The organism is Deinococcota bacterium, from assembly GCA_030858465.1.
Taxonomy (GTDB): domain Bacteria; phylum Deinococcota; class Deinococci; order Deinococcales; family Trueperaceae; genus JALZLY01.
Genome location: JALZLY010000362.1, coordinates 1 through 7,815, shown reverse-complemented (window position 1 = coordinate 7,815; position 7,815 = coordinate 1). Strand labels below are relative to the sequence as shown.

Here is a 7,815-nt window from a genome sequence, read left to right as displayed (position 1 = left end):
CTACGCGGCCGCCTACCCGGAGGAGGTGGTTGGGATGGTCCTCGTCGATGCCGGGCATGAAGACTTGTTCGTGCAGGAACAGGCGCTGCTGACGCCCAGTCAGTGGGCGGCCGTGGCGCAGTCCTACCAAACCCCGCTGGACGGCTACCCGGAGTATGAGCGGGTCGACATCGGCGCTGGCTTGGACCAGCTGCGCCGCGCGCGGACCGACACGCCGCTCCGCCCCATGCCGCTCGCCGTCCTCTCCAGCAACCATACGTTCGGCTCGCCGCCGGAGTTGCCGGTGGCCGAGCTGGAGCGGATGTGGCGCGCGCAGCAGGACGACCTCGCCACACTCGTCCCCAACGCCCGGCACACCATCGCCGGCCAGAGCGAGCACTTCATTCAACTGGAGCAGCCGGCGCTGGTGACCGAAGCGATCCGACAGGTGGTGGCGGGCGTGCGAAACCCGGACACCTGGTATGACCTCATCCGCTGCTGCACCCCGTAGTAGAGAAAGGAACGGCTAATGTCCACGGTTAGACGCATCACGATCCTGGTGCTCGGTACGCTCCTTGTCCTTGGCGCCGGCGCTGCGCTGGAGACGGCCCTTGAGTATTAGCCATGCAGAAAGTCGGGTTAAGGAAATTGAACAATAGGTTAAGTGCTGGCGGTCATGGTTGATTCAAAAACCCTCGTTTTCGCTACACGCTCAGGGGGTCACGCCGCCATCACGCTTTAGCTACCTGGAACTGTCGTAAAAACCGTCTCGAAAACTGTGTATGATTAACCCTGCCTGGAATCGATTTTGCAACACCTGAAGGGGTCATCATGCTCATCGGCTACGCCCGCATCTCGACCAGCGACCAGCATTTGCATCTACAACAGGATGCTCTAAAACAAGCGGGCTGCGACAAGATCTGCATGGACACGGTGAGCGGCGTCAAAGATGTACGCTCAGGACTCGGCGAAGCGCTTTCGCACCTCCGATCCGGCGATACGTTGGTGGTCTGGAAGCTCGACCGGCTAGGACGCTCGCTCAAGCACCTCATCGAGACCGTCACTGAGCTCGACGCTAAAGGCATTAGCTTCAGGAGCTTGCAGGAGAACCTCGACACCACGACCTCGGGAGGCAAGCTGATCTTCCATATCTTCGGGGCGCTCGCCGAGTTCGAACGTGAACTGATCAAGGAGCGGACAAACGCCGGGCTCAAAGCCGCCAGAGCTAGGGGCAGGAGCGGCGGGCGACCCAAGAAGCTTGACCTCAGAAAACTCTCCATGGCAAAGATCATGCTCGCCGACCCCAAAATGACGGTCACAGAGGTGGCTGCCACGCTCGGCGTTGCCCGCTCGACGCTCTACCGCAGTCTGAACCCCAGGTCTTAACGCTTTGCCGCTCGACTTCCTCACGGTTGAGCAAGCCCGTCGCTACGGCCGCTATCAAGGTTTTCCCAACCAGGCACAGCTCGAGAGGTACTTTCATCTCGACGAACACGACGTAAGCATCCTCGCAAAACGTGTACGCGGTGGCACTAATCGTCTCGGCTTCGCCCTGCAGCTCACGACCGTGAGGTTTCTGGGCACATTCCTCCCTGACCCGCTCGAGGTGCCTGACAACGTGCTTGCTTACCTCACGGTCCAACTGAGCCTTCAAGTTGCACCTGCCCAACTCGGGCGTTACCGGCGCGGCGAGACCCGCTGGGATCACCAAAGCGAGATTTGCCGCCAGTACGGCTATAAGGACTTTACAGGCACGGCTGAGCAGCTCGGGTTGCTGCGCTACCTCTACGCTCGCAGCTGGGTAAACGACGACAGCCCGAGTTTGCTGTTCGACGCGGCCACCGCACGCCTGGTAGAGCGCAAAACGCTGCTCCCTGGCGCGACCGTCCTGGCACGGCTGGTCAACCGCGTGCGCGAGCGTGTGTTAGGGCGGGTCTATAAGGTGCTCAACCGAACGCTCAGCGTTAGCCGGCACCTCGCCCTCGAAGCGCTGCTGGAGGTCCCGGCCGGTTCACGCTTCTCGCGCCTGGAACTGCTACGGAAGCCACCGACATCCAGTACCGCCGGAGGGCTCGTCGGGGTGCTCGAGCGCTTGGAACGCGTTCGCAGCGTCGACGTCAAGGGCGTTGATCTGAGCATCGTGCCGCCCCAGCGCTTAGAAGCGCTCGCTCTGCACGGCAAAAAGGCCAAAGCGCAAACCCTGCGGCAGACTGGAGCCGGGCGGCGCGTCGCCACGCTGCTCGCCACCGTCCAGCACCTGGAGGGCGAGGCACTCGACCAGGCTGTGACCGTTTTCGACCAGCTTATGCAGGCGCTCACCAACCGGGTCGAGCGCGAGCGGCAGGAAGAGCGCCTCCGGGAACTGCTCAGCCTTGACGCGGCGGCCCGAACGTTACGCGAGGCCGTGCTGCAGCTCGTCGACGAGTCACACAGCGACTTAGGGGCGCTCCGGGAAGCGGTATACCAACAGACACCCCGCGCGCACCTTCTCACGGCCGCCGAAGCAGTGGACCGGATGACGCGTGCTCCCGACGAGGTGCGTGCGGAAGAGCTGTTGAAGCGCTATGCGTACATCCGGCAATTTCTACCTCAGCTGCTCAGCACGGTCGCCTTCAGCGCGACACCTGCCGGGCAGGATGTGCTGCAAGCCTGGTACGCGCTCGCACAGCTGGAGGGCCGTAAGCGCGTTCGGGTAGACGAGGTGCCGCAGGGCGTTGTCCGGGGCTCGTGGCGGAGCATGGTTGTGGACAAGGACGGCGTGCTGCAACGCCCCGCCTATACGCTGTGCGTACTCGAGGCCCTACAGGCAGCCCTAAAAAGGCGGGATATCTTCGTCCCGGGCAGCCACAGCTACCGCGATCCGCGCACCCAGTTGCTCTCGGGAGTAGCATGGCAGGCGGTGCGCGTAAGTGTACTACGAAGTTTCGACCTGGACGCGGACCCCGAGGTTTACCTGGCACCGCCTCGGAGAGCGCTTAGACGCCCATTATCGGGAGGTCGCGGGGCGGCTGGCAAACAATCCGCACGCACGCCTGACGACCCTTCTCGGCAAGAGGGGCGGGTTGGAGAAGGAAGCGTTCGAGCTCGATGCCCTTGACGCTCTGCCCGAGCCGGAAAGCCTCAAAGCCTTGCGCCATGAGGTCGCTGTACGCCTACCCCAGGTAGAACTGACTGAGGTTTTGCTGGAGGTGTACAGCTGGACAGGTGCTCTGGCCGACTTCACCCATGTCTCGGAAGCGCGTCCACGTCTCGACGACCTCGCTACCAGTGTGTGCGCGGTGCTGATCGCCGACGCCTGCAACATCGGCCTGGAACCCGTTGCGCGGTCGGCGCTCGCGCCGCTCACCCGGTCACGGCTATCGCACGTGGATCAGAACTACGTGCGGGCGGAGACCCTCGCAGCAGCCAATGCGAAGCTCGTCGACTTTCAGGCGATCCTTCCCTTGGCACAAACCTGGGGTGGCGGCCACCTCGCGTCGGTCGACGGGATGCGCTTCAGGGTACCCGTCAAGACGATTCACGCCAGACCTAACCCGAAATACTTCGGCGTCGGCAAAGGCGTCACTTATCTGAACTGGGTCTCGGACCAGGCGACCGGGTTTCACGCCATCGTCGTGCCCGGCACGCTGCGCGACAGCCTCTACGCCCTGGATGGGTTGCTTGAACAAGAAACGGGTTTGCGCCCCACTCAGATCACTTCGGACACGCACGCGTATACCGATATCGTGTTCGGGCTCTTCTACCTGCTCGGCTATCAGTTCAGCCCGCGCCTCGCCCGGCTCAGAGACCGCCGCCTCTGGCGTCTGGATAAGGACGCCGATTACGGTCGGCTGAACGGTATTTCCAAGCGCAAGATTGCCGAAGGGCGGATCGTTGCACACTGGGAGGACATCGTGCGGGTCGTGGGTTCGCTCTCGACCGGCGCGGTCAGGGCTTCGGACCTGTTGCGGGTGCTGCACGGGGATGGAGAACCCTCCTCGCTGGGTAAGGCCATCTCTGAGGTCGGGCGGCTGGCGAAGTCGCTACACCTACTGAAGTACGTGGACGACGAGGTGTACCGGCGCGAGATCCTGGGGCAGCTGAACCTTCACGAGGAGCGGCATAGTCTGGCAGCGCGAGTCTGCTACGGGCGTAAAGGCGAACTCTATCAGCGCTACCGCGACGGCTTGGAAGATCAGATCGGGGCGCTGGGTTTCGTGCTCAACGCCATCGCCCTCTGGAACACCCGGTATATCGAGCTTGCCCTAGCGCACCTGCGTGACTCTGGCTTCGAGGTGCGAGACGAAGACGTGGCGCGCCTATCGCCATTAAGGTCGGCGCACATCAACGTACTGGGGCGCTATTCGTTCGAGCTACCAGAGTTTGTGAGGCTAGGGGCGTTACGGGAGTTGCACCAGCCGAGTGCGTTTGACGTTTGAATGCCAATAGACCAAGAACATACGCTTAACCCGACTTTCTGCATGGCTAATACTCAAGGGCCAACAACCGCTAGGCCTAGCCCATCAAGCGCGTGCTAGACGAGCCGCTGATGGCTCCAAAGAGATTCGTGTAGAGGCCCGAACTTGCCTCCCCGCCCTTCAAATGCTTCGGCTTCGAATGCGTCCCTGACATGCTTTCTGGCCTCATTTCGAACTCCTGGACTTAGGCAGCGCGTACTTCGACCAGCGCGATAAGCAAGGTACTCTAAAGTGTGCTGTGAAATGTTTGGAAACCCTCGGAAGGTGAACCTGGAGGTCGCCTAAGAGTATTTTCAGGAGAGTCGAGCTAAACTTCTCCATCACTTACCGTCCTCGAGCATGCCACTCTCCTTGGTGGCGCCGAAATCGCTCGGCAGGAGCGTGACCAAATCGAAGTCGCTGGGCTCTGGAATCTCCGCGATCCTCAGCGCCTGCCTGAGGACCGTGCTCTCGATGAGTTGCCGCACCTCTCGGGCGTTCCCGAAGCCACGCTCCTGAAGCCTGCTCCCCAGGAATGCTCGCGCGGCCGCCTCCGCTTCCTCGGTCAACGATACGCTCTGCGCGCACGCCATGCTCCCCAGAATCAGCATGAGCTCGTCCAAGGAGAAGTCCTCGAACATCAGCGTATGCGCGAACCGTGATGCCAGCCCAGGATTCGAGTGCAAAAAGTGCTGCATCGGCTCGGTGTAGCCGGCGGCCATCACCACTAGGTCGCTCCTATGCTCCTCCATCGCCTTGACGAGCGTGTCCACCGCCTCGAAGCCAAAATCGCCTTCGCTCCGGTTGCGCGTCAACGCGTACGCCTCGTCGATGAACAAGACGCCGCCGCGGGCGCTCTTCACCACATCCGCGACGAGCGACGCGGTCTGCCCGACGTACCTGCCGACGAGCCTGCTGCGGTCCACCTCCACCAGATGGCCTTTGCGAAGGATGCCGAGCTGCCTGAACGCCCGTGCGAGAAGGCGCGCCACGGTCGTTTTCCCCGTGCCCGGGTTGCCCACCAGCAGCATGTGGTGGTTGAGGCGCGACGCCGCTAGGCCGCGCTCTTCGCGCAGCTTGTTCGTCCGCACGAGCGCGACGAGACTCCGCACTTGCGTTTTCACACCCTCCAAACCCGTGAGGGCATCGAGCTCCGCCAGGACCGCTGCGAGTGAATCGCTGTCTTGTGCGGTGTTCGCAGCGTAGCGCTGGCCGATCGCGGCGCCGGAGCTCGACGCCGCAGGAAGGTCCTCGCGCGTCAGTACCTCGAGGTCTTCCGCAGTCACCGACGGCGCTGCCGCAAGTCGTTTCGCCTGCCGCTGGATCGCCACCTCGAGCAGGGTGCGCATTTCCCGAGCGTTTCCGAACGACTCATCCGCGGTTGAGCTGAGGTCTTTGGCGATCGCCGCCACTGCCTCATGCGCCTCTGGGGCGACGCGGAGGGCGGCCTTGGTCGCCAGTACACCGAACACCTGCACAAGCTCGTCGCTGGAGTAATCGGGAAAGTGAAGGTGGTTCGGCACGCGGGAGCGCAAACCCGGGTTGCTGTCCAAAAATCGCCGCATTGGCTCCGGGTAGCCCGCCATGATCACCATTAGGTCGTCACGGTAGTCCTCCATCGCTTTGATGAGCGTATCCACCGCCTCGCGGCCGAAATCCGTCTCGTGCCGGCCTTCGGTCAAGGCGTAAGCCTCGTCGATAAAGAGCAGCCCACCCATCGCCGAGCGCACCACCTCCAGCACCTTCGCGGCGGTGTGCCCGACGTACTTGCCCACGAGGCCCGAGCGGTCCGTTTCTATAAGCTGACCTGTGCGCAGCAAGCCGATCCGCTGGTAGATTGTCGCGATAATGCGCGCGACTATCGTCTTGCCCGTTCCCGGATTGCCCGTGAACACCATGTGGTGCGACATCACCTGCCCGGGCAGCCCGAGGTTGGCGCGTTCCTTGCGGATGCGCGCCAGCGCCATCATGCTTCTCACCTGCTCCTTTACCGCGGTGAGTCCGACCAGGCTGTCGAGCTCCTGCAGGACGTCCCCCAGGGACTCCTCCGCTTCCTCGATGCTGGGAGCGTGGCGGTTTGGCGCGATGCGCGCCAGATGATCGGCTAGCACCCGGCGTTCCCTCGGGTGCAGTTCCCCGTCGGCCGTCACGATCGCCCGGCCGATGAGCTCGAGTTCCGCCGCGATCTCGCCAACCAGGTTCGTACCGCTGCGAAGGTCGGCCTGCTGCAGGTAGCGGATGATGAGCGGCACGTCCGAGAGGACCTGCTCGTCTTTCCCCTCTTCCCTCATCTTCTGTGTTCTTTGGCGCAACTCTGCGTAGCTCCGCGGTTTCAAGACGAGCTGGTTGTACATGGGCAAGGCCCACGGATCCTCAGGATTCTCGATGTGGCTCAAGACCGAGAAGAACGCGAACATATAGTCGAGCCATTCGGCGGTGCCGTCGAGAAATTCCGGCACGACACCCGACTTCATCGCACGGTCGATGAGTTGGTTTACGCGCTTGCAAGCCGCGCGGAACTCCTCCGGCGTGACCGATTTCTGCCACGCACTATCCTCCGTGACTGCTGGGGTAGGAGCGCCAGCCGCCCCTGGTGTCTTACCGCCAAGCGCGTGGCTCGCTATGTCACGGACGAACGCCAGCTCGTCTTGCATCAACACCTTCAGCACGGGCGCTGGAACCGCGTGGTTCGACGCTACCGCCAACCTCACCGCGCCGACGGCGTCGCTTGCGAGGCGCGACAGGTCCGCTTCAGGCGTGCTCGGGTGCAGCGCGGCGGCGATGCGCAAACGCCAGTCGGCGTCGCTTGCGAGCTGCTCCAAGGAGGCGCTGTCCTTAACCGCTCGCACCTTCTGGGTGAGCGCCACGCCCATGTGCCCGTCCAACGCTTTGTCGTTTGGCTCGAGCCCCAGGTTGCGAGAGAAGAACACCAGGTTCTCGTTCAAACCGTCGGTGTTCATGCCGTCGGTGTTCATGCCAGCCCTTCCGTGTAGAAGCGCGAGGGTGAGCTCGTGTCGTGAGGGAACACCGTGATGTTTGGACTCATTGCTTCATTTTGCTATGAAACCGGGCCTTGCGCCAGCGCCGCAGGCACCCTCATCACCAAGGCCCTAATCTAGCGAACGTGTCATCAGCGGCAAAGTAGGGCTGGCTACACGTTCAGCAATTTGACGGCCGGCTGGTAAGCACCTTCAACGGCCTCGAGCGACAGGTGTTGATAGATTTCGAGGCTCTTCTTCCTCGAGCGTCTGGCGGAGCGCGAAGTCCTCGTCCTTGGTGAGGATGATCGCGCCGCTCGCGGCAACGTGCTGTCAGATGACACGGTCGTCAGCCCCGGCCAGGTTGTGGTCGGTGACGTGCTCGGCCTCGTGTCCCGGCTCACCAGCCAGCGCGCCAGGGT

Annotated in this window: 5 protein-coding genes; 4 read left to right on the top strand and 1 reads right to left on the bottom strand. The window is 62.7% G+C overall.

Annotation, left to right across the window (positions count from 1 at the left end; translation table 11 throughout):
* The 4 genes from M3498_17670 to M3498_17655 form a co-directional block, all read left to right on the top strand.
* A partial coding sequence (locus M3498_17670; protein MDQ3461095.1) for a hypothetical protein occupies nt 1-490 on the top strand: 490 nt, incomplete at its 5' end.
* Nucleotides 491-810: 320 nt separating this feature from the next.
* Complete coding sequence (locus tag M3498_17665; GenBank protein ID MDQ3461094.1) at nt 811-1,365, top strand: recombinase family protein; 555 nt, start codon at nt 811-813, stop codon at nt 1,363-1,365.
* A gap of 4 nt (nt 1,366-1,369) precedes the next feature.
* Complete coding sequence (locus M3498_17660; protein MDQ3461093.1) at nt 1,370-3,076, top strand: DUF4158 domain-containing protein; 1,707 nt, start codon at nt 1,370-1,372, stop codon at nt 3,074-3,076.
* A complete protein-coding gene (locus M3498_17655; GenBank protein MDQ3461092.1) occupies nt 2,988-4,397 on the top strand; it encodes a Tn3 family transposase in 1,410 nt (469 codons plus the stop codon). Before M3498_17660 ends, M3498_17655 begins: the two co-directional genes overlap by 89 nt.
* Before the next feature lie 359 nt (nt 4,398-4,756).
* Here M3498_17655 and M3498_17650 read toward each other — a convergent pair whose 3' ends face one another.
* The gene (locus M3498_17650) at nt 4,757-7,390 is read right to left on the bottom strand and encodes an AAA family ATPase (protein MDQ3461091.1); all 2,634 of its coding nucleotides are present in this window, start codon (nt 7,388-7,390) and stop codon (nt 4,757-4,759) included.
* Between the last annotated feature and the right edge of the window lie 425 nt (nt 7,391-7,815).

Bases quoted from the DNA above. Each gene is read 5' to 3' on its own strand.
- M3498_17650 (MDQ3461091.1), bottom strand. From the start codon at position 7,390: ATGAACACCGACGGCATGAACACCGACGGTTTGAACGAGAACCTGGTG.
- M3498_17665 (MDQ3461094.1), top strand. From the start codon at position 811: ATGCTCATCGGCTACGCCCGCATCTCGACCAGCGACCAGCATTTGCAT.